General features: G+C 71.3%; 22 protein-coding genes and 1 tRNA gene. 17 read left to right on the top strand and 6 right to left on the bottom strand.

Annotated elements, in window-relative coordinates; genetic code table 11:
- Positions 1-159 precede the first annotated feature (159 nt).
- The 4 genes from ACFOX0_RS26010 to ACFOX0_RS25995 all read left to right on the top strand — a co-directional run bounded on the left by ACFOX0_RS26010 (position 160) and on the right by ACFOX0_RS25995 (position 4,947).
- On the top strand, positions 160-1,821 hold the full coding sequence (locus ACFOX0_RS26010) for an MFS transporter (RefSeq protein ID WP_377550655.1): 1,662 nt from the start codon (positions 160-162) through the stop codon (positions 1,819-1,821).
- 215 nt (positions 1,822-2,036) lie between these two features.
- Entirely contained in the window at positions 2,037-2,720 is a 684-nt protein-coding gene (locus ACFOX0_RS26005) for a GOLPH3/VPS74 family protein (protein WP_377550653.1), read from the top strand.
- Positions 2,721-2,851: 131 nt separating this feature from the next.
- Complete coding sequence (locus ACFOX0_RS26000; RefSeq protein WP_377550651.1) at positions 2,852-4,342, top strand: APC family permease; 1,491 nt, start codon at positions 2,852-2,854, stop codon at positions 4,340-4,342.
- Complete coding sequence (locus ACFOX0_RS25995; RefSeq protein WP_377550649.1) at positions 4,339-4,947, top strand: GNAT family N-acetyltransferase; 609 nt, start codon at positions 4,339-4,341, stop codon at positions 4,945-4,947. The genes ACFOX0_RS26000 and ACFOX0_RS25995 overlap by 4 nt, the downstream gene beginning before the upstream one ends.
- A 237-nt stretch (positions 4,948-5,184) precedes the next feature.
- Here the strand turns inward: ACFOX0_RS25995 and ACFOX0_RS25990 are convergent, their stop codons facing one another.
- A complete protein-coding gene (locus tag ACFOX0_RS25990; RefSeq protein WP_377550647.1) occupies positions 5,185-5,871 on the bottom strand; it encodes a transcriptional regulator in 687 nt (228 codons plus the stop codon).
- Between the two features lie 89 nt (positions 5,872-5,960).
- Positions 5,961-6,037, bottom strand: a tRNA-Leu gene (locus ACFOX0_RS25985).
- A gap of 132 nt (positions 6,038-6,169) precedes the next feature.
- Between ACFOX0_RS25985 and ACFOX0_RS25980 the strand changes: the two genes are divergently transcribed.
- The 11 genes from ACFOX0_RS25980 (at position 6,170) to polA (ending at position 18,257) form a co-directional block, all read left to right on the top strand.
- Positions 6,170-6,796: an ANTAR domain-containing response regulator gene (locus tag ACFOX0_RS25980; protein ID WP_377550645.1), complete on the top strand. Its 627-nt coding sequence runs from the start codon at positions 6,170-6,172 to the stop codon at positions 6,794-6,796.
- Between the two features lie 216 nt (positions 6,797-7,012).
- Complete coding sequence (locus ACFOX0_RS25975; RefSeq protein WP_377550643.1) at positions 7,013-7,210, top strand: hypothetical protein; 198 nt, start codon at positions 7,013-7,015, stop codon at positions 7,208-7,210.
- 305 nt (positions 7,211-7,515) lie between these two features.
- Positions 7,516-8,643 carry a branched-chain amino acid ABC transporter substrate-binding protein gene (locus ACFOX0_RS25970; protein WP_377550641.1) on the top strand — a complete coding sequence of 376 codons (1,128 nt, stop codon included), beginning with the start codon at positions 7,516-7,518 and terminating at the stop codon, positions 8,641-8,643.
- 110 nt (positions 8,644-8,753) lie between these two features.
- Positions 8,754-9,704: a branched-chain amino acid ABC transporter permease gene (locus ACFOX0_RS25965; RefSeq protein ID WP_377550639.1), complete on the top strand. Its 951-nt coding sequence runs from the start codon at positions 8,754-8,756 to the stop codon at positions 9,702-9,704.
- A complete protein-coding gene (locus ACFOX0_RS25960; protein WP_377550637.1) occupies positions 9,701-10,798 on the top strand; it encodes a branched-chain amino acid ABC transporter permease in 1,098 nt (365 codons plus the stop codon). The genes ACFOX0_RS25965 and ACFOX0_RS25960 overlap by 4 nt, the downstream gene beginning before the upstream one ends.
- 124 nt (positions 10,799-10,922) lie before the next feature.
- Positions 10,923-11,744 carry an ABC transporter ATP-binding protein gene (locus tag ACFOX0_RS25955; protein ID WP_377550712.1) on the top strand — a complete coding sequence of 274 codons (822 nt, stop codon included), beginning with the start codon at positions 10,923-10,925 and terminating at the stop codon, positions 11,742-11,744.
- On the top strand, positions 11,734-12,444 hold the full coding sequence (locus ACFOX0_RS25950; RefSeq protein ID WP_377550635.1) for an ABC transporter ATP-binding protein: 711 nt from the start codon (positions 11,734-11,736) through the stop codon (positions 12,442-12,444). The genes ACFOX0_RS25955 and ACFOX0_RS25950 overlap by 11 nt, the downstream gene beginning before the upstream one ends.
- A gap of 81 nt (positions 12,445-12,525) precedes the next feature.
- Positions 12,526-13,434 carry an ABC transporter substrate-binding protein gene (locus tag ACFOX0_RS25945; protein ID WP_377550633.1) on the top strand — a complete coding sequence of 303 codons (909 nt, stop codon included), beginning with the start codon at positions 12,526-12,528 and terminating at the stop codon, positions 13,432-13,434.
- Positions 13,435-13,441: 7 nt separating this feature from the next.
- Positions 13,442-14,422, top strand: coding sequence for an amino acid ABC transporter permease (locus ACFOX0_RS25940; protein WP_377550631.1), 981 nt, complete (start codon positions 13,442-13,444; stop codon positions 14,420-14,422).
- Between the two features lie 281 nt (positions 14,423-14,703).
- Positions 14,704-15,456, top strand: coding sequence for an amino acid ABC transporter ATP-binding protein (locus tag ACFOX0_RS25935; RefSeq protein WP_377550710.1), 753 nt, complete (start codon positions 14,704-14,706; stop codon positions 15,454-15,456).
- A gap of 101 nt (positions 15,457-15,557) precedes the next feature.
- Positions 15,558-18,257 (top strand): DNA polymerase I, encoded by a 2,700-nt coding sequence (polA, locus tag ACFOX0_RS25930; RefSeq protein WP_377550629.1) that lies wholly within the window; start codon positions 15,558-15,560, stop codon positions 18,255-18,257.
- 9 nt (positions 18,258-18,266) lie between these two features.
- Here the strand turns inward: polA and ACFOX0_RS25925 are convergent, their stop codons facing one another.
- From ACFOX0_RS25925 to ACFOX0_RS25915, 3 genes are all read right to left on the bottom strand, one after another.
- The gene (locus tag ACFOX0_RS25925; RefSeq protein ID WP_377550627.1) at positions 18,267-18,614 is read right to left on the bottom strand and encodes a DUF3140 domain-containing protein; all 348 of its coding nucleotides are present in this window, start codon (positions 18,612-18,614) and stop codon (positions 18,267-18,269) included.
- The gene (locus ACFOX0_RS25920; protein ID WP_377550625.1) at positions 18,601-18,819 is read right to left on the bottom strand and encodes a hypervirulence associated TUDOR domain-containing protein; all 219 of its coding nucleotides are present in this window, start codon (positions 18,817-18,819) and stop codon (positions 18,601-18,603) included. The genes ACFOX0_RS25925 and ACFOX0_RS25920 overlap by 14 nt, the downstream gene beginning before the upstream one ends.
- A 102-nt stretch (positions 18,820-18,921) precedes the next feature.
- Positions 18,922-21,768 (bottom strand): ATP-binding protein, encoded by a 2,847-nt coding sequence (locus tag ACFOX0_RS25915; RefSeq protein WP_377550623.1) that lies wholly within the window; start codon positions 21,766-21,768, stop codon positions 18,922-18,924.
- 152 nt (positions 21,769-21,920) lie between these two features.
- Between ACFOX0_RS25915 and ACFOX0_RS25910 the strand changes: the two genes are divergently transcribed.
- Positions 21,921-22,277 (top strand): VOC family protein, encoded by a 357-nt coding sequence (locus ACFOX0_RS25910; protein ID WP_377550621.1) that lies wholly within the window; start codon positions 21,921-21,923, stop codon positions 22,275-22,277.
- A 45-nt stretch (positions 22,278-22,322) separates the two neighbouring features.
- Complete coding sequence (locus ACFOX0_RS25905) at positions 22,323-23,009, top strand: glyoxalase (protein ID WP_377550619.1); 687 nt, start codon at positions 22,323-22,325, stop codon at positions 23,007-23,009.
- 220 nt (positions 23,010-23,229) lie between these two features.
- Here ACFOX0_RS25905 and ACFOX0_RS25900 read toward each other — a convergent pair whose 3' ends face one another.
- Positions 23,230-23,781, bottom strand: a complete 552-nt coding sequence (locus ACFOX0_RS25900; protein WP_377550617.1) for a Uma2 family endonuclease — start codon at positions 23,779-23,781, stop codon at positions 23,230-23,232.
- Positions 23,782-23,830 lie beyond the last annotated feature (49 nt).

The following is a 23,830-nucleotide window of genomic DNA, read 5'->3' as shown; positions in this document are numbered from 1 at the left end:
ACTTCTTCCGGGTCGCCGGGAGGAATGACCCTCGTCTCATCGGCCCGTACCCGCCGAGGACGGTCCACCGGGGGTGGCGCGGATCACTACCGACGGTGCAGGCTGGATCACCACGACGACGATCCGGGAGACGACAGCCATGACGCGGAGCGGCTGACGGTGATCAACGACCCCTGCGGACCGACCGTGCCGGCACCGCGGGCACCCCGCGCGACCGTCGTCCTGCTGTTGGCCACCGTCGGGCTCGGGCTCAACCTGCGGGCCTGGATCCTGCTCGGCCCGCAGTTGCACGACCGGTTCGGCGTCCCGCCCGGGCCGACGTACGCGCTGCTGATGACACTGCCGCTGCTGGTGGCCGCGCTGGCCCGGCTGCCGGTCGGGGTACTGACCGACCGGTACGGGCCGCGGCTGACGTACCCGGTGGTCAGCCTGGTCGCCGCGGGCGCTGCCGTCGGCATGGGCCTGGCCGGGCGGCTGCCCGCCGTGGTGGCCGCCGGCGCGGTGTCCGGGGTGGCCGGCACTGCCCTGGTCGTCGGCGGCTCGCTCGTCGCGACCACCTTCCGGTACGGCCATCGCGGCCGCGCCCTCGGGGTCTTCAGCTGCGGTACCGCCCTGGCGGTGCTCTTCTCCGCCGTCGCCCGCGCCTGGGACCCGGAGGGTCGCCGCGCGGCCGTCGTGCTCGGCGCCGCCCTGGTCGGCTTCGCCGGCCTGGCCGCGCTGACCTTCCGCGACCACGTCGTCGTGCACCGCGCGGGCTCACCGGTCCGCCGGAGCCTGGAGCTGATCCGGCTCGCCTGCACCACCTCCCTGTCGGCCCTGTACGCGGTCGCGCTGGGTGGCCTGGTCGCGGTCAGCATGTACCTGCCGCTCTACCTGTTCATCAGGTTCCGGCTGTCCTGGTACGCGGCGCTGGTGATCACCGCGGCGGTGGTGACGCTCGCCGCCGCCGCCCGGCTGGTCGGCGGATGGCTGACCGACCGGCGGCCCGCCGTACGGCTGCTGACGACCTGCTACGTGGTGGCCGCCTCGCTGTGCCTCGTGGTGGCGGTGGCGCCCCGGCTGTGGTGGCTGGCCGTACCCGTCATCGCGGTGATCGCCGTCTGCGACGGCCTGGCCGGCGGCGTGCTGCTGGCGCTGATCGGCAAGGCGGCGCGGCCCGACACCGTCGGCGCGCTGCTGGGGGTCACCGGCTCGGCCGCCGCGTTCGGCGCGTTGCTGCCCCCGCTCGCGTTGATCGCGGTCCACCGGCTCAGCCACTCCGCCGCCACCGCCTGGATCATCAGCGCCCTGACGCTGCTCGCGGTGGCCCACTACGTCGAGGCGCACGGCCTCCGGGTCGGTCTCGGGCTGGCGGTCCGGTCCGATGTGGAGTCGACCGAGACGGCGACCTCGGTCGTCGTGGTCGACGAGGCCGCCCTGCGCGCGGACGCGCCGGCCGTGGTGGCCCGGCTCGCCGAGCTGGCCACCAGCGACGAACTGGTCGTGGTGTACGGCTCGGACCGACCGGCTCGCCCCCGGCGCGGCGCCGAACTCCTGGTGGCCGGGCTGGCGGAGCGACTGCCCCGGCACGACATCGCGGTCCTGCGGCTCACCCCACGGCCCGGCGCGCTGACCCGGGTCGGCACCGTGGTCGACGAACTGGTCGAGGAGGGCACCGTCCCGATCGTCGTCGCCCCGGTCCCGGAGGCCGGCGGCGTGGCGGCCCGCCTGACCGACCGGATCCGGGCCGACCGGGTGCTGGTGCTGGCCTACACGCCGGCCGACGGAGCGGTGCTGAACACGGTCTGGAGCCGGCGCGTGCCGGTACGCAACGACCATTAAGTTTTTTGTCTGTTTACAAAGGCGGATGGTCGACATAGGCGATCTCCAGTATGGTGACGCCCGAACTCATTGTGATCGTGAAGTAACCGCTACTCCACGGATCCCTCGGAGGACCCCTCTATGCCGGGCACCGCGCGCCCCGCTGCCGCCTGTCGGCACCCGTCGCCCCGACGCGACAACCGTCGTCCACGTCGCACCGGCCCGTCGTGCGCGACGTGAGCGCACAGATCCCGCTGGCGGACGAGTTCTGGCTCTGCGCCCACGACACGGTCGTGCGTCGCGCCCAACTCGGCAGCCGCCCGCTCGGCATCGGGCTGGCGGCCGCCCTGCTGACCGAGCTGGTGATCTGGCGCTGCCTGACCATCTCCTCCGGTCGGTTGTACCCGGTCCCGGGCGCGACGCTGCCGGACGACCCGGCGCTCGCGCCGGTGATGAGCCAGCTGATCGAGGAGGAACGCCGTAACCGGTCCCACCGCCTCGACCCGACACCGGCCGGACAGCGCGCGCGGGACTGGATCGCCTTCCTGTCCGCCGACAACCGGGCAGCCGATCTCGTGGTCGCCCGGCTGTCCCGGACCGGCCTGGTCAGCCGGCAGGAACGACGCAGCCTGCTCGGTCGGCCGACCGTCTACTACACCCCGACCGACACGAACGCCACCGGGTGGCCGGCGGTACGGATCAGCACCGCCCTGCAGAAGGGCCGGGAACTGTCCGAACTCGACCTCGTGCTGGCCGGGCTGATGCTGGCGACCGGCCTGCACCAGCGGACGCTGGCCCTGCTCGAACAGCACGAACTGGTCCGCCTGGCCGAGCAGATCAAGCGTCGGATGCACATCATGCTGCGCGAGATCCTGCACCACGCCGAGACCGCGGTCGGCGAAACGGTGATGACCCGCTGACCCTGCGCGCGATGGTAACCGGGCACACCCCGACCTCCATCTGCCACCAAAATCCTGGCCCTTCCTCCCTTCCCCACCCATAGGAGAACCCCTTGTCCGCCGTACAATCGCCTCGCCCCTCGGCACCTCGCGTGTCCGAGCGGAGCGTCGTGTCCTCCGCGCTGGCCCGGGACCGCCTCGGTGCGCCCGGGATCGGCCTGTCCATCGCGTCGTCCATCGCCCCGCTGACCGTCGTCGCGGGCGTCGTCACGACCGGCCTGGCCGTCACCGGACTGTCGGGGGTGTCGATCGCCATGGTCGCGGTCGCCCTCACCCTGATCATCTTCGCGGTCGGCTACGTCGCGATGGCCCGGCACATCACCAACGCCGGCGCCTTCTACGCCTACATCGCCCTGGGCATCTCCCGCCCCCTCGGGGTCGGCTCCGCGTGGGTCGCGCTGGTGGCGTACAACTGCTTCCAGTTCGCCTCGTACGGCGGCCTGGGCGTCATCGCCGCGCCGCTGCTCAAGCAGTCCGCCGGCCTGGACCTACCGTGGTGGGGCCTCGCTTTGGTCGCCTGGCTGATCACCGCCCTGCTGGGCATCCGGGACGTCGGCGTGTCGGAGAAGGTCCTCGCGGTCCTGGTCATCAGCGAAACCGTGCTGGTGCTCGTCTACAGCGTCGTGATCCTCTTCTCCGACGGCTTCAGCCCGTCCCTGGCCCCGGTGTCGCCGAGCAGCCTCTGGGGACCGGGCGCCGGCGCGCTGCTGGTCATCGCCGCCACCGGATTCGCCGGCGTCGAACAGGGCGCGGTGTACATCGAGGAAAGTCGCGATCCGAAACGCACCGTGGCCCGGGCGACCTTCGTGACCATCGTCCTCATCGCCGTGCTCTACGCCTTCGCCTCCTGGGTGCAGATCTCCGCGGCCGGCGACCAGGCCGTCGACCGGGCCCGCGCGGAGGGCCCGGAGATGTTCTTCAACCTGGCGTCCGGATCGCTCGGCGGCAACGCCGTCCAGATCGGAGAGACCCTCTTCGTCACCTCGCTGCTGGCCGCGATGATCGCCTTCCACAACATCATCTCCCGCTACATGTTCGCCCTCGGCCGGGAAGGGGTCTTCCCCCGGGTACTCGGCCGGGCCACCGCCGACGGCGCGCCCCGCAACGCCTCCCTCGTCCAGTCGGTCTGCGGCCTGATGGTGATCATTCTGTTCGCGGCGGCCGACTGGGACCCCCTGGTGCAGCTGTTCTTCTGGGGCGGCAGCACCGGCGGCCTCGGCGTCCTGCTGCTCATCACCGCCACCAGCGTCGCCGTGCTCGGCTACTTCGGCCGCGGCGCCCGCGGCGAGAACCTGTGGCGGCGAGCGATCGCGCCGGCCATCGCCAGCGTCCTGCTCCTGGTCATCAGCTACCTGGCGGTCACCAACCTGGACGCCCTCTTCGGTGTCGACCCCGGCACCGGACCGGCCTTCGTGGTGCCGCTGCTCCTGCTGGCCATGCTGGTGATCGGCACGGTCTGGGGCCTGGTGCTGCGGGTCACCAACCGCACCGTCTACGACGGCATCGGCCTGGGACCCCGCGCCGCCGCGGCCAGCGCCACCGGATTCTCCGCACTGCTCGACGACGAGGAGGGCCGGCGATGACCACGCCGACCACCATCCAACGGGTGACCGACGCGGACGACGTCCGCCTCGCCGCGGACCTGATCGCCCGGTCCTTCGACCACCTCGACGCCAACCACTACCTGGTCCCGGACCCCGACCGGCGGCTGCCGGTCATGCGGGACTTCTTCCACCTGCTCACCGCGCACGCGGCGGACGGTGCGGGGGAGGTGCTGCTGACCGCCGACCGGTCCGCCACCGCGGTCTGGTTCGACCGCACGGCCGAACCGAGCGCCCCGGCCGACTACGAACAGCGGCTCGCCGACCTCGCCGGCCCGCACCTGCACCGGTTCACCGAACTGGACGAACTGTTCGACGGCAACCATCCCGAGGAGCCGCACTGGCACCTGGCCTTCCTCGCTGTCGAACCGGCACGGTGGGGCCAGGGCCTCGGCAGCGCGCTCATGCGGCAGACCCACACCCGCCTGGACGAGCAGGGACTGGCCGCCTACCTGGAGGCCACCAACCCCGACAACCAGCGCGTCTACCGCCGGCACGGGTACGCCGAGATGACGCCGTCGGCGATCCGACTGACCGACGGCACCCCGTTCTACCGGATGTGGCGCCCGCCGGGCGCGACGGACTGACCGAACCGGCCGGCCGGGTCCGAACGGACCGACCGGTCAGCGCGGACCGGAGCGGGCCGACCGGCGCCCGTCGACCGCCGCGGCGAGCGGAGTCAGGCTCGCCGCGGCGGTCGGCCGGGCCCTGGTCTCCCGCGCGGCGGCCGACCGGGACCGGCTCGCGGCCGGCATCGACGCGGCGCTGGACGCGCTGCGGGCCGACTGACAGGGTGGCGCGTCCCATGTCGGTCTCGTCCCGGATCAGTTCTTCGGGCCGACGTACCGGTCCAGTAAGGCGACGGCGTCCCGACGGGCGACGGAGAGCGAGACGGGTCGGTTCATCCGCCAGGCGATGCCCAGCAGGTCCAGCGCCCACTGGCACAGACCCATGATGTCGGCGGAGTGGTTGACAAACATGTACCGCGGATAGACGTAGTACCTGCCACGCACCTTCACCCGGTTGCTGAACCGGGCACCGTCGGAGTGGAACAGGCCGCGAAGGAAGGGCCCGGGATGGGCGGCGACGATGTCCCGTTGCCAGTCGGTGAGCACGATCGGCCGTTCGTGCTTCTTGCCCGGGCCGTGCTGCGGCAGCAGGCACGGCCAGTGCGTGCCGTAGCTCTGCACCGAGACGCAGCCCTGCTTCCGCACCCGTTGGACCTTTGCGGCCAGGACGGCGCGCATCGCCTGGTCGCAGGCCTCGATCAGGCCCGGCCAGGCGTCCGCGCAGGCGATCCGCAGCACCGGCACCCGGGCGGAGTTGACCAGGTGGCCGTCGCCGAGGTAGAGCCCGAGGAGATAGGCGTAGGCCGGCTCGTCGACGGTCGCGGACGGCTGGCACCGGAAGCAGCGTGTGGCGGTGCCGACCTTCTTCGGCTCGGGGCGGTCATGGCACCAGTGCCATACGGTGCGGTAGGGCAGGCCGACCGCACGCGCGGCACCCGCCACCGAGGTGCCCGTAAGGTAAAGCTGCCGAGCCCGGGTGCGGATCTCAACTGGATGCACCCGGTCATTTTCGAACCGGCGTACGACAATTTTGGTGTCCCCGGTGGGACTCGAACCCACACTGTCGGAGGTTTGAGCTCCGCCTCTCTGCCGATTGGAGTACAGGGACTTTTCGGTGCCAGGGCCTGCTAATTGATGCCGGGGCATGCTGGCGCCTCACAGACTACCCACTACGCTGAACCCCGCGACACCCGGTTCCGTAGGTGTCGGAGGCAGGCGGCATTTTTGGGGGGTACGACCGGTGGCCGAGACGCAGGCGGAGCGCAGGCGGGTGCTGATCGCCGAGGACGAGGCGCTCATCCGGCTCGATCTGGCCGAGATGCTGGTCGAGGAGGGCTACGAGGTGGTCGGCGAGGCCGGCGACGGCGAGACCGCCGTCCGCCTGGCCGAGGAGCTGAAGCCCGACCTGGTCATCCTGGACATCAAGATGCCGATCATGGACGGCCTGGCGGCGGCCGAGCGGATCGCCGGGGAGCGGATCGCCCCCGTGATCATTCTCACCGCGTTCAGTCAGCGGGACCTGGTGGAGCGGGCCCGGGCGGCCGGGGCGATGGCGTACCTGGTGAAGCCGTTCCAGAAGAGCGACCTGGTGCCGGCGATCGAGATCGCGCTGTCCCGCTACTCGGAGATCTCCGCGCTGGAGGCCGAGGTGGCCGGGCTGACCGACCGGCTGGAGGTCCGCAAGACGGTGGAGCGGGCCAAGGGCGCGCTGATGACCGCGTACGGGATGACCGAGCCGCAGGCGTTCAAGTGGATCCAGCGCACCGCGATGGACCACCGGATGACCATGCGCGAGGTGGCCGAGCGGATCCTGGCCGAGGGCATCGTCGGGACGGGGCCCGACGAGCCGGCTCCGGCGCAGGACTGAGCGCCACCGCCGGGCCGTCCGGGGCTGTCGTCGATCGTCGTACGTCACCAGGCACGGCCGGGTGGCGCGGCGCGGGCGTACCGCTGTGCTGTTCGGCGTGGTCGGGGTGCTGCTGGTCGGCGATTGCCGGTCCGGTGTGGACGCGCCGCCGGAGCCGGTGCGGCCCGCCTGGCGGGCCGTGTCGCTGCCGGTGCCGGCCGGTTCCGGCGGGGCGGCGTGGGTCTGGCCGCGCCGGCGGGAGCCGGCGGGTCGGTTCCGACGTCGTCGGATGGTCCGGGCGCCCCGCCGGGTGGCGGTCCGGCCGGGCCCGGTTCGGCGGCGCCGACGGTCACTGTGGGTGCGGATCCGGCCGGGCTGCTGGCCGCGGTGGACGACGGCCGGGAGGCCGCGGTCTGGTACGCCGCGCTGCCCTGAGCCGGCCGGGTGAGGCGCCCGCCCGTGCGGCGGGCTCGGCCCGGCGGGTCGGCCCGGCGGACGGTCCCCGCCCGACGATCTCTTACAGGTTCATGTTTGGAGTCACCACGCCGTGTAACGGTTAGGTCAACCCCTGTTCTCGGGTCTACCGGCGTGGTTGGCCGGTGGGATAACGTCCCCGCCCAGATCGGGTTTGTGGTCAGGTTCATCACACCCGCGGGGACCGACGCGCCGGGTGCTCTGGACCGCCGAATCGAGAAGGGGTTCGTGCCTTGAGGCAGAAGCTCGTACGTGTTGTTGGCGGCGTGGCGCTCGCCAGTGCGCTGGTGATGGGCGCATCCGCCTGTTCCGGCGGTAGTGGGGGAGGGTCGGGTTCGGACAGCAAGTGCGGTCTGAAGATCGCCTTCTTCGGTGCCCTGACGGGTGACGCCGCCAACCTCGGCATCAACATCAAGAACGGCGCCAAGCTGGCGATCGAGGAATACAACGAGAAGCACTCGGACTGCAAGGTCGACCTGGTGGAGAAGGATTCCCAGGGCGACGAGAAGCAGGCCGCCGGCCTGGCCCGTGAGGTGGTCAAGGACAAGAAGATCATCGGTGTGGTCGGCCCCGCCTTCTCCGGCGAGACCGAGGCCGCGACGCCGATCTTCGAAGAGGCGAAGCTGCCGATCATCTCCCCGTCGGCGACCCGGACCAGCCTGGGCAGCAAGGGCTGGAAGGTGTTCCACCGGGGCCTGGGCAACGACGACTCGCAGGGTCCGGCCGCCGCCGCCTACATCAAGAACACGCTGAAGGCGCAGAAGGTCTTCGTCATCGACGACCAGAGCGCGTACGGTGCCGGCCTGGCCGACAACGTCAAGACCGCCCTCGGCGCGCAGAAGGTCGGCGACGACAAGGTCGAGCGGAACGTCACCAAGGACTTCAACCCGGTGATCACGAAGATCAAGTCGACCGGTGCGGAGGCGGTCTTCTACGGCGGCTACTACCAGGAGGCCGGTCTGCTGGTGAAGCAGATGCGGGCCGCCGGCGTCACCGCCACCCTGGTCGCCGCGGACGGCGTGAAGGACCCGGCCTACATCGAGACCGCCGGTAAGGCGGCCGCCGAGGGTACGGTCCTGACCTGCCCGTGTGCCCCGGCCTCCGAGGCCAAGGGCAACTTCGCCGAGAACTACAAGAAGAAGTGGGGCCAGGAGGCGGGTACGTACAGCGACATCGCGTACGACGCGGCCGGCATCTTCCTCAAGGGCATCGACGGCGGCAACACCACCACCGCCAAGATGCAGGAGTTCGTCACCGGCGTGACCTTCGAGGGCATCGCGAACACCTACAAGTTCACCGACAAGGGCGAGCTCGACTCGCAGTACCTGAAGATCTGGGCGTACAAGGTCGCCGGCGGTGAGATCAAGGCCGATCAGGAGATCAAGACGCAGTGACCCGGGGGTGGCCCGTCGCCTGATGTGGCGGGCCACCAGCTGACGGACGGCGCGGTCGGGAGCATCGCCTCCCGGCCGCGTCCGCTGTCCGATCTCATTCGGAGACCGATGTGAATTTCAACCAGTTGTTCTCCAACTTCGGGGACCTGAGCATCCAGGGGCTGGCCCAGGGCGCGATCTACGCGCTGTTCGCTCTCGGCTACACCATGGTGTACGGCGTGCTACGCCTGATTAACTTTGCCCATTCCGAGGTCTTCATGGTCGGCTCGTTCGGGGCGATCATCGCCTGGAACTGGCTGGGCCTGGACCAGAACTCGCCCATCCCCGGGTTCGGCGCGATGGTGCTGTACCTGATCGTCGGCCTGGTCGCCGCGGCCCTCACCTCCGGTGCCACCGCCTTGGTGCTGGAGCGGGTGGCCTACCGACCGTTGCGGAGGCGCAACGCGCCGGTGCTGACCTTCCTGATCACCGCGATCGGTGCCTCGGTGGTGATGTCCGAGGCGGTGGGCATCGCGACCAAACGCCGGCCGTGGGGCGCGCCGCGGCTGTTCGAGCAGAAGGAACTGTTCAACGTCGCCGGCACGTCGATCACCAACCTCCAGGTCTTCCTGGTGCTGCTGGCGATCCTGCTGATGGTCGCGCTGGACACGTTCATCAACCGCACCCGGCTGGGTCGGGGCGTCCGGGCGATCGCCCAGGACCCGAACACCGCCGCGCTGATGGGCGTGAACAAGGACCGGGTGATCGCGCTGGTCTTCCTGCTCGGCGGGATGATGGCGGGCGCCGCCGCGCTGATGTACGACATCAAGATCACCGGTACCCACTTCTTCGCCGGTTTCGACCTCGGCATCAAGGCCTTCGCGGCGGCGGTGCTCGGCGGGATCGGCAACCTGCGTGGCGCACTGCTCGGCGGTCTGCTGCTCGGCGTGCTGGAGGGCTGGGGTTCCGGCCTGTTCGGTACGCAGTGGACGCCGGTGGTGGCGTTCGTCGTTCTGATCCTGATTCTGCTGTTCCGGCCGACCGGCCTGCTCGGCGAGTCGCTGGGGAGGGCCCGGGCATGACAAACGTCCTCGAACGCCTCCGCTCCGGCACCGGCGTGCTCGGCGACCGGTGGCAAAACCTGCCCCGACCGGCACGCTGGGTGGCCCTGGTCCTGATCGCGGTCTTCTTCTACGCGCTGCCGAACATCGCCATTCCCGGCCTGGTCACCACCGAGACGGACTGGGCGACCACCCTGTTCACGGTCTCCTACTACGTGCTGCTCGCGCTCGGTCTGAACGTCGTGGTCGGCAAGGCCGGCCTGCTCGACCTGGGCTACGTCGGCTTCTTCGCCCTCGGCGCGTACACCACCGCGCTGCTCGCGTCGGACGAGAGCGACTTCGGGACGAAGTGGAGCTGGGCGGCGACCGTACCGGTGGCCATCGTGGTCGTGATGATCTCGGGTGTCCTGCTGGGCTGGCCGACGCTGCGCCTGCGCGGTGACTACCTGGCCATCGTCACGCTCGGCTTCGCCGAGATCATCCGGGTGATCGCCACCGCCACGCCGGCGCTGCGCGGCCAGCGCGGCATCGGCGACATCCCGCACCCGCCCGGCCAGTACGCCGACGGCACGCCGCTGTTCGGGGTGATCGACGCGCGGCCGTACTACTGGCTCGGACTCACGTTGATCATCATCGTGATCTTCGCGGTGCGGAACCTGGACCGCAGCCGGGTGGGCCGGGCCTGGGTCGCCGTCCGCGAGGACGAGGAGGCGGCCGAGGCGATGGGCGTGCCGACCTTCAAGTTCAAGCTGTGGGCGTTCGCCATCGGCGCGGCCATCGGTTCGCTGTCCGGGGTGATGTTCGCCGGGCAGCAGGGCTTCATCAACTCGAAGAACTTCGACCTGATCTTCTCGATCCTGATCCTGGCCGGGGTGGTGATGGGCGGCTCGGGCAACATCGTCGGCGTGATCGTCGGCGGTGCCCTGATCGCGTACCTGCCCGAGCGGCTGCGCGGCCTCAAGATCGGCGACACGGACGCCTTCGAGTACCGGTTCCTGTTGTTCGGCGCGATCCTGATCCTCATCATGATCTTCCGGCCGCAGGGTCTGATCCCGAACCGACGACGGACACAGGAACTCAAGGACCGGGAGAAGGAGGTGACCGTCGGTGAGTGACGTCGGTACGCCGGCCACCGGGCCGGAGACGACCGCGTCCGCTGCGGCGGAAGCCGTCGGAAAGACCGCGCCGGCCCAGCGGACCGCGGGTGGGTCCGGCACGGCCACCACGGACCGGGGGACGCTGCTCCAGGTCGACGACCTGGTGCTGCGGTTCGGCGGCGTGGTCGCCCTGGACCGGGTCTCGTTCGAGATCCGGGAGGGCGAGATCCTCGGTCTGATCGGGCCGAACGGCGCGGGCAAGACCACCTGCTTCAACGCGATCACCGGCGTCTACAAACCGTCCTTTCTTCCTAAGCGAGGATCTAGCGCGTGGCGCCGTCTGTTTGCCCGGCGCCGGCGAGAGGGCGACATCCGGTTCCGCGGCGAGTCACTGGTCGGCCGGAAGAAGCACACCATCACCCGGGCCGGCATCGCCCGGACGTTCCAGAACGTCCGGCTCTTCCCGGAGATGACGGCCCTGGAGAACGTCCAGGTGGGCGCGGACGCCAACCACCGCGCCAGCGTGGTGTCGGCGCTGCTGCGGCTGCCCCGGCACTGGCGTGAGGAGCGGTCCGGCCGGGAGCTGGCGCACCAGTTGCTGGAGTTCGTCGGCATCCGCCGACGCGCCGACGAGCTGGCCCGCAACCTCTCCTACGGCGAGCAGCGCCGACTGGAGATCGCCCGGGCGCTGGCCACGAAGCCGACCCTGCTCTGCCTGGACGAGCCGGCCGCCGGCTTCAACCCGGCGGAGAAGGAGGAGCTGCTCGCGCTCATCCGGCGGATCCGGGACACCGGGGTGACGGTGTTGTTGATCGAGCACGACATGCGGCTGGTCATGGGCGTCACCGACCGGATCGTGGTGTTGGAGTTCGGCAAGAAGATCGCCGACGGGTTGCCCGCCGAGGTGCGGGAGGACCCGAAGGTGATCGCGGCCTACCTGGGGGTACCGGACGATGCTGCTTGAGTTGGAGAACGTCAGCCTGCTGTACGGGCGGATCCAGGCGCTGCACGGAATCTCGCTGACCGTCGACGAGGGCGAGGTCGTCGCCCTGATCGGGGCCAACGGCGCCGGCAAGTCGACCACCATGCGGGCGATCTCGGGGATCCGGCCGGTGTCGGCCGGGCGGATCCGGTTCGCCGGGCAGGACATCACCAAGCTGCGGGCCGACCTGCGGGTGGTCCGCGGGATCAGCCAGTCGCCGGAGGGCCGGGGGATCTTCCCCGGCATGTCGGTCCAGGAGAACCTGGACATGGGCGCCTACACCCGCCGGGACAAGGCCGCCATCGCCGGCGACCTGGAGCGGGTGTTCGACCTGTTCCCGCGGCTGCTGGAGCGGCGCAAGCAGCCGGGCGGCACGCTCTCCGGCGGTGAGCAGCAGATGCTCGCCGTGGGGCGGGCGTTGATGAGCCGGCCCAAGCTGCTGCTGCTGGACGAGCCGTCGATGGGGCTCGCCCCGATGCTCATCCAGCAGATCTTCTCGATCATCACCGAGATCAACCAGCAGGGCACCACCGTCCTGCTGGTCGAGCAGAACGCCCAGCAGGCGCTGTCCCGCGCGCACCGGGCGTACGTCCTGGAGACCGGTCGCATCGTCAAGAGCGGCACCGGTCAGGAGCTGCTGCACGACGCCTCGGTGAAGGAGGCATACCTGGGCGTCGCCTAGTGGTGGCGCCGCGGGCCCCGACCCGGGACCCGCGGCGCCCCCCCCGGCGCTCTACGTTCCACCCCTGCAAAGGAGCGCATCATGTCAACCAGCCTCACCCGTGGGCGTCGGGCGGCCGTCGGCCTCGTCGGCGCCGTGCTGCTCACCCTCTCCGTCGCGGCCTGCGGCGAGGAGAAGAGCGGCGACCAGCCGGGCGCCGGACCCACGGTCGCCTCGTCCGTGGACGCGGCCCTGGCCGCCAAGGTGCCCGACGCGATCAAGTCGAAGGGCAAGATCGTCGTCGGGACCGACTCCAGCTACGCCCCGGCCGAGTTCCTCGACCCGGACGGCAAGACCGTGATCGGGTTCGACGCCGAGCTGTTCTCCGCCGTCGCGGCCAAGCTCGGCCTCAAGGCCGAGTTCACGTCGGCCAACTTCGGCGACATCATCAACGGCGTCAACTCCGGCAAGTACGACATCGGGGTCTCGTCGTTCACCATCAACGCCGAGCGCAAGGGCCAGGCGCTGATGGTGAGCTACTACCAGGTCGGCACCCAGTGGGTGACCAAGAAGGGCAACCCGACGGGCATCACCCTGGACACGGCGTGCGGCAAGAAGATCGCCGTGCAGAAGGACACCGTCCAGGTGGACGACATCACCGCCCGGTCCAAGAAGTGCACCGAGGGCGGCAAGCCGGCCATCACCGTCGACCAGTTCCCCGGGCAGGACGCGGCCACCGCCGCGGTCGTCTCCGGCAAGGACGACGCGATGCTGGCCGACTACCCGGTCGGCGTGTACGCCGTCACCACCGCCAACGGCGCGCTGGAGCTGCTGGACAAGATGTACGAGGCAGCGCCGTACGGCTACGTGGTCGCCAAGACCCAGACGCAGTTCGCCGAGGCGGTCCGGGACGCGACCAAGGCGATCATCGCCGACGGGTCGTACAAGAAGGTGCTGGACAAGTGGAAGGTCGCCGACGGGGCGATCACCGAGCCGGCGATCAACCCGTGACGTCGCGATGACGACGCGGCAGGACGAGACCGTACGGGCACGGACCGAGCCGATCAAGGCCGTGCCCGTACGGCATCCGGGGCGGTGGGCGGCCATCGCGGTGCTCGCGGTGCTGGCCCTGATGTTCGTGCACATGCTGGTCACGAACAGCGCCTTCCAGTGGTCGTTCATGGTCAACAAGATGTTCCGGCCGCCGATCATCGACGGGCTGCTGCGCGGCACCGTGCTGATGACGATCTGCGCGATGCTGATCGCCATCGTGCTCGGCGTGGTCATCGCCGTGATGCGGTTGTCGGACAACCCGATCCTGCGGTCGGTCTCCTGGCTGTACACCTGGTTCTTCCGGGCGGTGCCCCGGCTGGTGCTGCTGGCCGTCTTCGGCAACATCGGCATCCTGTGGGCCCGGATCGAGTTCGGGGTGCCGTTCGACACGCAGATCGGCAAGTTGTTCGGCATCGAGAACCTGGAACTGCGGGCGTTCGGCTTCACCTCCCGGGAGGTGCTGACCGGGTTCACCGCCGGTCTGCTGGGCCTGGCGCTGTCCGAGGCGGCGTACATGGCCGAGATCGTCCGGGCCGGCATCCAGTCGGTGGACGAGGGACAGACCGAGGCGGCGTCGGCGCTGGGCATGAGCCGGACCCAGGTGCTGCGCCGGGTGGTCCTGCCGCAGGCGATGCGGCTGATCATCCCGCCCACCGGCAACGAGACGATCGCGATGCTGAAGGACACCTCGCTGCTGCTCTACGTACCGGTCAGCGCGGAGTTGTTCTTCCAGCTCGACAACGTCGGCAAGCGGACCTTCCAGATCTTCCCGATGTACGTCGCGGCCTGCCTGTGGTACCTGTTCCTGAGCAGCCTTCTGCTGATCGGTCAGTATTTCCTGGAACGGCACTTCTCGAAGGGCTACGGCCGTACCGAGCTGGCCCGGATCAGGTTGCGCACGATCGCCGCGGAGACCGGCGGCGGCGGAGGGGGCGGCCAGCAGTGACCGAGTACGGCATTCCCGAGCAGGGCGGCGCGCCGGCCGACGAGACCGGCGCCGCACCCGCGGCCGACCCGACCGCCGAACCCCGGCCCGCACCGGACCGGACCGGCGGCGCGGCGTCCGACCCGACCGGCGGCGCGGCGGCGACCGGTGCCGCGGCCGACGCCGGCACCGGATCCGCCCCGGGTACGACCACCGGGTCGACGGCGGTCGCCACCGCCCGGTCCGGCGACCCGGCCGGTGCCGGGGAACCCGACGATTCGGCGCGGGCCGGCGGCGGGCCGATGGTCCGGGCGGAGAACGTGCACAAGGCGTTCGGGCCGCTGGAGGTGCTCAAGGGCATCGACCTGGAGGTCCGGACCGGGGAGGTGTGCTGCGTGCTCGGCCCGTCCGGGTCGGGCAAGTCGACGTTCCTGCGGTGCATCAACCACCTGGAAAAGATCAACGCCGGGCGGATCTGGGTGGACGGCGAGCTGATTGGCTACCGCGAGCGCGGTGGCAAGCTGCACGAGATGCGGGACAAGGAGATCGCCGCGCAGCGGCGGTCGATCGGCATGGTGTTCCAGCGGTTCAACCTCTTCCCGCACATGACCGCGCTGGACAACGTGGCCGAGGCGCCGGTGCAGGTGCTGCGGGAGAGCCGGGCGGCCAGCCGGGAGCGGGCCGTGGCCCTGCTGGAGCGGGTCGGCCTGGGTGCCAAGCTGGACGCCTACCCGGGTCAGCTCTCCGGCGGCCAGCAGCAGCGGGTGGCGATCGCCCGGGCGCTGGCGATGCGGCCCAAGCTGATGCTCTTCGACGAGCCGACCAGCGCGTTGGACCCGGAACTGGTGGGCGAGGTGCTGGACGTGATGAAGGACCTGGCCCGCGAGGGGATGACGATGATCGTGGTGACCCACGAGATCGGCTTCGCCCGGGAGGTCGGCGACTCGCTGGTCTTCATGGACGGCGGCGTGGTGGTCGAGTCCGGCCGGCCGCGGGACGTGATCGCCGAGCCGCGGCACGAGCGCACCAAGGCGTTCCTGGCCAAGGTGCTCTGACACCGCCCCCGCGCGAGCGCCGCCGGCCCGACCCCGGGTCCGGCGGCGCGTGCGGTGGCGGAGTGCCGGGATGTCGGACCGGGCGACTAGAGTCGCCTGCTGTGACAGCCACTTCGCCGCGCCTGCTCCTCGTCGACGGTCACTCGCTGGCCTACCGGGCGTTTTTCGCCCTTCCGGTGGAAAACTTCTCCACCACGACCGGGCAGCCCACCAACGCGGTCTACGGCTTCACCTCCATGCTGATCAACGTGCTGCGGGACGAGAAGCCCACCCACATCGTGGTGACCTTCGACGTGTCGCGCCGGTCGTTCCGCACCGAGCGCTACGCGGAGTACAAGGCCGGCCGGTCGGAGACGCCGGCCGACTTCCACGGCCAGGTCAGCCTGGTCAAGGAGGTGCTCGCGGCGCTGCGGATCCCGGTGGTGGAGAAGGAGGACTACGAGGCCGACGACGTCATCGCCACGCTCGCCTGCCAGGCTCGGGACGAGGGCATGTCGGTGCTGATCTGCACCGGTGACCGGGACGCGTTCCAACTGGTCGGCGACCGGGTCACCGTGCTCTACCCGCGCAAGGGCGTCTCCGACCTGGCCCGGATGGACCCGGCCGCGGTGACCGAGAAGTACGGCGTCGGGCCGGACCGCTACCGGGACCTGGCGGCGCTGGTCGGCGAGACCAGCGACAACCTGCCCGGCGTGCCGGGCGTCGGACCGAAGACCGCCGCCAAGTGGATCAACCTGTACGGCGGGGTCGACGGCGTGGTGGCCCGGGCCGACGAGATCAAGGGCAAGGCCGGCGACAGCCTGCGCGAGCGGTTGGCCGACGTGATCCGCAACTACGAGATCAACTGCCTGGTGTCCGACCTCGACCTGCCGCTGCGCGCGGTCGACGCCCGCTGGACCGGCTGGGACCGGGAGGCCGTGCACCAGGTCTTCGACACGCTCCAGTTCCGCATCCTGCGCGACCGGCTCTACCAATACCTGGACGCGGTCGAGCCGGAGGCGGAGGCCGGCTTCGAGCTGGCCGGCGAGGTGCTCACCGAACCCGGCTCGCTGGCCGGTTGGCTGGAGACGCACGCGGTGGCCGACGCCCCGGTCGGGATGGCCGTCAAGCTCGACACCGGTCCCAACCGTCGGCACACCGCCTCGGTGACCGGGCTGGCCCTGGCCGACGCCGAGGGCGCCGCGGCCTGGGCCGACCCGGCCGAGCTGACCCCGACCGACGAGTCGGCCCTCGCGGCGTGGCTGGCCGACCCGGCCCGGCCCAAGGTGCTGCACGACAGCAAGCCGGCCCTGCTGGCGCTGGCCGCGCACGGCTGGTCGCTGGCCGGCATCACGCGGGACACCCAGATCGCCGCCTACCTGGCCCGGCCCGACCAGCGCTCGTACGACCTGACCGACCTGGCGCTGCGCTACCTGCACCGGGAGCTGCGGGTCGACGTCCCGGAGACCGGTCAGCTCACCCTGGACGGGCTCGGTGAGGAGGGGGTGGCCGAGCAGAATCTGATGCTCCAGGCGCGGGCCACCCTCGACCTGGCCGACGCGATCGACGCCGAGCTGTCCCGCGACGGTGAGCAGTCGGCCCGGCTGATGGCCGAGGTGGAGCTGCCGCTGATGCGGGTGCTGGCCGGGATGGAGCGGACCGGCATCGCCGCCGACACCGGCTACCTGTCCGAGCTGGAGGCCCACTTCGCGGCCGAGGTGAAGGCCGCGGCGCAGAGCGCGTACGCGGTGGTCGGCCGGGAGTTCAACCTGGGCTCGCCCAAGCAGCTTCAGGAGATCCTCTTCACCGAGCTGGCCCTGCCCAAGACCAAGAAGATCAAGACCGGCTACACCACCGACGCGGACGCCCTGCAGTGGCTCTACGCCCAGACCGAGCACCCGTTGCTGGAGCACCTGCTGCGCCACCGCGACGTGGCCCGGCTCAAGTCCACCGTGGACGGCCTGCTCAAGTCCGTCTCCGACGACGGGCGGATCCACACCACGTTCAACCAGACGGTGGCGGCCACCGGCCGGCTCTCGTCCACCGAGCCGAACCTGCAGAACATCCCGATCCGGACCGAGGAGGGCCGGCGGATCCGCCGCGCCTTCGTGGTGGGCGAGGGCTACGAGTGCCTGCTGACCGCCGACTACAGCCAGATCGAGATGCGGATCATGGCGCACCTGTCGTCCGACGACGCCTTGATCGAGGCGTTCAACTCCGGGCACGACTTCCACGCCGCGACCGCCTCGTCGGTCTTCGGGGTGGAGGTCGCCCAGGTCACCCCCGACCAGCGCCGCAAGATCAAGGCGATGAACTACGGCCTCGCCTACGGGCTGAGCGCCTTCGGCCTGGCTCAGCAGCTCGGCATCAGCGCCGAGGAGGCGCGTGGGCTGATGGAGAACTACTTCGCCGGCTTCGGTGGCGTGCGCGACTATCTGAACGAGGTGGTGGCCCGGGCCCGGCAGGACGGCTACACCTCCACCATCCTGGGCCGCCGGCGTTACCTGCCGGACCTGGTCAGCGACAATCGGCAGCGCCGGGAGATGGCCGAGCGGATGGCGCTGAACGCGCCGATCCAGGGCTCCGCGGCCGACATCATCAAGGTGGCCATGCTGCACGTCGACGCCGCGCTGCGGGAGGCCGGACTGCGCTCCCGGATGCTGTTGCAGGTGCACGACGAGCTGGTCTTCGAGGTCGCCCCGGGCGAGCGCGCGGCGCTGGAGGCGCTGGTGCGCACCCGGATGGGCGACGCGTACCCGCTGTCGGTGCCGCTGGAGGTCTCCGTCGGCGAGGGCCGCGACTGGAACAGCGCCGACCACTGACCGGGCCGGTCAGCCCTTCAGCGGGTCGTGCCCCCAGTTCATCAGCGACCAGCGCCACCGGGTGTCGCGGACGTCGCCGGACGGGCGCTGCGCCAGGTGCCGGTGGACGTAACCGATGACCTTGCGCATGTGCCGGTAGTCGGCGGCGGTGAGGTCGGCCCGTTTGCGGCGCAGCAGGTCGACGATCTTCCGACCCGAGTCGTGCCCCACCGACTCGCCGCCCGCGCTGCCCTTCTTCCGCCAACCGACGTGCTTGGACTCGTCGGTCTCCAGCCACGACGACAGTTCGCCGGGCCGCATGTTCACCGCCTCGGTGAACTCCCGGTACGTCTGCTGCGGATCCTCACCGCGACTCACGGCGCAGCGCCTCGGGTCGGTGTACGACGTCCTTGCCGGAATGGTCGTTGCGGATCCGGTACTGCGGTTCGTCCGGCGACGCGTTCACCGTCCGGTTCCGGACCTGGGTCCGCTCGGTGATCTTTCCCAGCACCACGCCGTGCCCCCGGCCGCTGTGGCTGGCCCAGGAGACGTGGTCGCCCTCGCGGAAGCTCTGCTCGGCCATGTGCCGGGGGTACCCGGGCGATCCCGGGCCAAACGAGCCGCGTTGCCCGGCGACCGCGAGCGGTCGCACCCGCCGGTGGAAGTCTCCTGATCCCGGAGGGTCTCAGGTCGTGGTGGTCCAGGGCCCGCAGGGGCTCATCGGGGCGAATCCGAGGTCGCCCAGCGCGGCCGCGCCGCGCCGGGCATACCCGCCGCCGGCGAGCACCAGGGTCCGTGCGGACTGGTAGCGGCAGCCGACGGCGTCGAACGCCTCCGCCGCGGCGAGCAGCGCCTCCCGGTCGCCGTCGAGCAGGGCCTCGGCGCGTTGCACCAGAACATCGGCGACCGGGTTACCGGCCACGACGGTCCGGGCCTCGGCCAGGCGGTCGCGAGCGTCGGGGCTTCCCGCGAGTACGGCGGCCTCGGCGCGCAGCGCGACATACCAGTGCAGCCAGATCCAGGTGACCCACTTCCACACCTCGCCGGGCGCGGGTGCCATCCGCTCCAGCGCCCGCGACGCCTGCCCGTGGTGCAGCAGCAGCATCGCGTCGAAGACCGCCCCGTAGCCGTAGACGTGTTCCGGCGGGGTGCCGAGCTGCTTCAGGACGGCGTCCCACGCGCGGTGGGCCTCCTGGTCGCCGCGGAGGCCATGGATCATCGCAACGCCGGCCGCCGCCGGAGCGAGGACCGACCTGGTGGGGCTGCCGGCCCGCTGCCACGCGTCGAGGAACCGACCGCTGCCGGCGAGTACCTCGTCGACGTTGCCCGCCACCGCGTCGACCACCAGCAGCCAACTCGTGGCGCGATGGCCGACCTCCGCCAGCAACGGATGGTCGGCGAGCTGCCGTGCCCACCGGCGGGCGGCCGGCAGGTCGCCCGCGCCGAGGCTGGCGTCGGTGGCATTGCCGAGCGCGTCGAGCAGCTCATGGGTGCTGGCCGGAGTCGCCGGCAGCGACGAGAGCAGCGTGACCCGGCGCCGCGCCGTGGCCGCGCTCGCGAACGTCTCACCGGCCCAGCACCGGGCGCCGGTGAGCGCGTCGAGCGCGGCGGACTCGGCGAGCGGGTCGCCCGTACGGTGCGCGAGCTCGACCGCCCGCTCGGCACGCTCGATCGTCTCCGGAACGACGTTGTCGGGTGGGCCCTGGGCGGCGCCGAACGCGTCGGTGAACACCGCGGCCTCGGCCAGCGCCACCGCCGCCCGGGCTGCCGGGTCGTCGCCGGCCAGGTCCCGCGCCTCGGTGACGAGCGCGGCCACCTCGTCCGGTGGTGGGACCCGTTCGAACTTGCTCCAGAACCGGTACGCGTTGGTGGCGGCGGTCGCCAGGTCGACGGCGGCGCCGGCGGTGTCCCCGGACCGGAGGGCGGCCGCCGCGGCCGCGCGGTGGCAGCGGTACATGTCCTCACCACGCATCCGGCATCCGGCCACGGCGGCGGCGTAGCGGAGCATCGACGCGGTGGCGGCGGGATCGTCCGCGAGCGCGGCCGCCTGCTCGTAGCGCAGCTGGGACTCTCCGATCAGGTTGCGGGTGAAGGTCAGCTCCGCCAGGTGCCGGGCGAGCCGGTACGCATCCGGGCGCCGGTCCGGCCGGTCGGCCGCCCAGGCCAGAGCGGCGCGAAGGTCGTCGGCAACCGGGTCGAACCGGGTACGCCAGTCCGCACGCACCACCGCCAGGTCGGCGACCTGTGCCAGGCACCAGCGAAGGTGCCGGGAGCGGGTTTCGACCCACTCGCCGGCCTCGGTGAGTCGCTCCGTCCCGTACCGGCGGATGGTCTCCAGCGCCCGGTACCGGGTGCCGCCCGGAGCGGCCGTCACCACCAACAGGCTCTGTTCGGCGAGCCGGGCCAGTCCGTCGGCGACCATGCCTTCCCCGGTTCCGGTGACCTGGCCGTCCCGGGTTTCGGCGGCCTGGCCTTCCCTGGCTCCGGCGACCTGCGCCGCCGCCGAGGCGGTGAACGGCGCCGCGAACACCGACACCCGGCGCAGCAGCGCCCGGTCGGCCGGCTCCAGCAGGGCGTGGCTCCAGTCCAGCGTCGCCCGCACCGAGCGGTGCCGGTCGTCGGCGCGGGAGCCGCCGGTGAGCATCCGGAGCGGATGGGACAGGGCGGCGGTGATGCCGTCCAGCCCGAGGGTGGGGTACCGGGCGGCGGCCAGCTCGATCGCCAGCGCCATGCCGTCCAGCCGCTCGCAGATCGAGGCGACCTGGTCGCGCAGGGCGGGAGCGGGCGGCCGGCCCACCGCCGCCGCCCGCTCCATGAACAACGCCACCGCGTCCGACCCGCTGTCGACGATCAGCGACAGCGGCGGCACCGGATACACCCGCTCGAACGGCACCATCAGCCGGGCCCGGCTGGTCGCCAGCACCGTCACCGCGGGACACCCGGCCAACAGCCGCTCGAGAAACCGCGCCACCCCGTCCACCACGTGCTCGCAGTTGTCCAGCACCAGCAGCGCGTGATGGTCGGCCAGCGCGGCGACCACGGACTCGGTCATGTCGCGGCCGGGCTGCTCGCCGAGGCCGAGCGCTCCGGCGACCGCGGTGGCGATCATGCCAGGATCGCCGACCGGGACCAGGTCGACGAACCACACCCCGTCGGGGTACCCGGCCGCGGCCTGCGCGGCCACCGCCAGCGCGAGCCGGGTCTTGCCCACGCCGCCGGGGCCGACCGCGGTCACCTGACGGTGCGCCCCGATCAGCTCGGTCAGCTCGGTCCGCTCGGTCACCCGGCCGACGAACGAGGTCAGCGGGGCCGGCAGGACCGGTGCCGCGTGAGCCGGGCCGGTGCCGGCCAGGTCGGGCGCGCGCTGGGCGAGCGCCCGACGGTCCGGAACCTCCAGCTTGCGCAGCAGCGAGGAGACGTGCGTCTCCACGGTACGTACCGAGATGAACAGCCGGGCCCCGATCTCGGCGTTGCTGAGATGTTCTCCGACCAGCGCGAGCACCTCGGCTTCCCGAGGGGAGACGTCGACCACCGGCCCATTCTGTCGTAGGCCCGTCCGTGTCTCCGTTCCGTGGTCGGCTCCGTGGTCGGCACGGATCCGGGCGGACGTGCCGGAGGGCAGGCTGTGAACACACACCGACCGGGCCGACGGCGACCCGCGACCCCCGACCTGAAGGAGTAACCATGGCCGACTCTGCCGACCAGGGAATCAGGACCGTGCTGCATCCGGTCTCGGACCTGGTGACCGCCAAGGCGGTGTACACGGCCCTGCTCGGCGTCCCGCCGACGGTCGACTCGTCCTACTACGTCGGCTTCGACGCCGGCGGGCAGCACATCGGGCTGGTGCCCGGCGGTGGACCGCAGGGCATGACCTCGCCGGTGGCCTACTGGCACGTGCCGGACATCGAGGCGAAGCTCGCCGAGCTGACCGCCGCCGGCGCCACCGTGACCGAGCACCCGCACGACGTCGGCGGCGACCGCCTCGTGGCCACCGTCACCGACCCCGACGGCAACGTCCTGGGGCTGATCCAGGACCGCTGAGCGACAGCGTCCACGCCAATCCGAACCTCCTGGAAGGAACCTGCCATGTCCGCCATCGAATTCGTCACGCTCGAGGTGCCCGAGCCCTCGGCCGCCGACGCCTTCTACCGCACGGCCTTCGATCTGGGCGACCGCGTCCGCGTCCGCGCCACGCAGGCGCCGACGACCGGTTTCCGCGGATACGCCCTGTCCCTCGTGGTGTCCCAGCCGAGCACCGTGGACAGCCTCTTCGGCACCGCCCTCGACGGCGGAGCGACGACGCTGAAGCCGGCCACGAAGGGGTTCTGGGGCTACGGCGGGGTGCTGTGTGATCCGTACGGCACCATCTGGAAGATCGCGACCTCGGCGAAGAAGGACACCGGACCGGCCAGCCGGCACATCGACGAGATCGTGCTCCTGCTGGGAGTGGCGGACGTCGCCGCGACCAAACGGTTCTACGTCGAGCGCGGCCTGCCCGTGGCCAAGAGCTTCGGCCGCAAGTACGTCGAGTTCGCCACCTCGAACATCAAGCTGGCGCTGTACGGCCGCCGTACCGCCGCCAAGGACGCGGGCGTCTCTCCCGACGGCACCGGATCACACCGGCTCGCCATCGGCAGCAGTGCCGGGACCTTCACCGACCCGGACGGTTTCGCGTGGGAGGCCGTCCCCGCCTCGGGCGGGCGGTACGGCGAGGCCGGCCCGGCCGATCCGGCCGGACGGGCCGGTGGCCCCGACCTGAAGATCGGGCTCTGACGTCCCGTCGCAAGCGTTCGTAGATCAATCTGACAAGGGGAGACTTCCATGTGCAGCAGTACCCAGGACGGCACGTACGCCGGCTTCACGGCCGAGGAGCGGATCGGCGCGCTCGTGAAGCGGGCGGTGGACGCGGCGGCGTAGGCCGCGTCGGGACCGGCCACGCGCTCAGCCGGCCGGGCCGGGTGTCTCGCCGGCCCGGCGAGCCGTGGCGTCCCGCCTACGGCCGGATCTCGGCGATCGGCAGCTTGATGGTGAAGGGCTCCGTCAGCTCGACCACCTCGCTGCCGTCGGCCACGAGCTCGTACTGCCGCTCGCCGCCCGGCCCGATCCGGTCGCCGAGCCGGTACGCGTACAGGTGCACCGGATCCTGCTCGATCCGCCAGTAGAACGGGATGCCGGCCGCGGCGTACTCACCCGGCTTGGCGAACCGGTCGACCCGTCGGGTGCTCGGCGAGACGACCTCGACGGCCAGGACCACGTCCGACGGCCGCAGCCGCGACCGGTCCGACGGCAGGCCGGCCCGGTGCAACAGCACGTCCGGTTCTCGGCTGGTGTTGGGGCTGAGATCGACGCTAATCGCTTGGGCCGCCTGCAGGTGGGCCGGCGCATGTGACCGCAGCCAGAGCCAGAGCAGGCTGGCGATGTTCTGGTGGCCCAGGGTGGGGGAGGGTGTCACCTGTATGACTCCGTCGACGAGTTCGACGCGGGGGGCGTCGTCCGGCAGGGCGAGCAGGTCCTCCAGCGTGTAGTCCGCACGCTGCTGCCGCATCGGGTCCGGACACCAGGGGCCAGGTGATGTCGGAATGGGCTCGGCGCTC

Source organism: Micromonospora zhanjiangensis, from assembly GCF_042650605.1.
Taxonomy (GTDB): domain Bacteria; phylum Actinomycetota; class Actinomycetes; order Mycobacteriales; family Micromonosporaceae; genus Micromonospora_J; species Micromonospora_J zhanjiangensis.
Note: the sequence above shows the minus strand (reverse complement) of the source record. Positions and strands in the feature narration are given on the sequence as shown.